General features: G+C 56.5%; 1 protein-coding gene. It reads right to left on the reverse strand.

The features are described 5' to 3' along the window. Positions 1–105 precede the first annotated feature (105 nt). Positions 106–921 (reverse strand): sulfonamide-resistant dihydropteroate synthase Sul2, encoded by an 816-nt coding sequence (sul2, locus tag OKC43_RS21645; RefSeq protein ID WP_001043260.1) that lies wholly within the window; start codon positions 919–921, stop codon positions 106–108. Between the last annotated feature and the right edge of the window lie 153 nt (positions 922–1074).

Genomic DNA, 1074 nt, shown 5'->3' on the forward strand with positions numbered 1-1074 from the left:
CCAGTCAGAATGCGATTCACCAAAAAAAATATTAGTTCGATTCAATGGAGGTTCCTTCAGTTTTCTGATGAAGCGCGAATATAGAGAAATATCCCGAATGTGCAGTTAACGAATTCTTGCGGTTTCTTTCAGCGCCGCCAATACCGCCAGCCCGTCGCGCAAGGGGCGCGGCTCGTGTGTGCGGATGAAGTCAGCTCCACCTGCGGCGGCGGCAAGCTCTGCAGCGAGTGTCGCGGCCCCGACATCCCCCGGACCACGGCCTGTGAGCGCGCGCAGAAAGGATTTGCGCGAAACAGACAGAAGCACCGGCAAATCGAAGCGCAGCCGCAATTCATCGAACCGCGCCAGCACCGAGAGCGAGGTTTCGGGAGCAGCCCCCAGAAAAAACCCCATGCCGGGATCAAGGACAAGGCGGTTGCGTTTGATACCGGCACCCGTCAGCGCCGCGATGCGCGCGTCAAAGAACGCCGCAATGTGATCCATGATGTCGCCAGCGGGTGCCTCGCGCCGATCTGCCTGCCCGTCTTGCACCGAATGCATAACGACGAGTTTGGCAGATGATTTCGCCAATTGCGGATAGAACGCAGCGTCTGGAAAACCGCGAATATCATTGAGATAGGCCACACCACGCGACAAGGCATAGGCTTGCGTCGCGGGTTGATAACTGTCGAGCGAGACGGGAATGCCATCTGCCTTGAGCGCGTCCAGCACCGGCGCGATACGCGCGATTTCTGTGTCGGACGAAACAGGCGCGGCGTCGGGATTGCTGGATGCCGGACCGAGGTCGATCACATCTGCCCCCTCGGCCATCAGCTTACGCGCCTGCGCAATGGCTGCGTCTGGCGCCAGATACCGGCCTCCATCGGAGAAACTGTCCGAGGTTATGTTGACGATGCCGAAAATGATGAGCGATTTATTCATGGGGGCTTCTATAATAATAATAATCGAGCATGAGTATCATACGGATGCTCGGGTCGAAAGGGAATCCCCAGGCGAGGGCACTGTTGCAAAGTTAGCGATGAGGCAGCCTTTTGTCTTATTCAAAGGCCTTACATTTCAAAAACTCTGCTTACC

Origin of the sequence: Aeromonas sp. Y289-2 (assembly GCF_027705925.1) — a bacterium.
GTDB lineage: Bacteria > Pseudomonadota > Gammaproteobacteria > Enterobacterales > Aeromonadaceae > Aeromonas > Aeromonas veronii.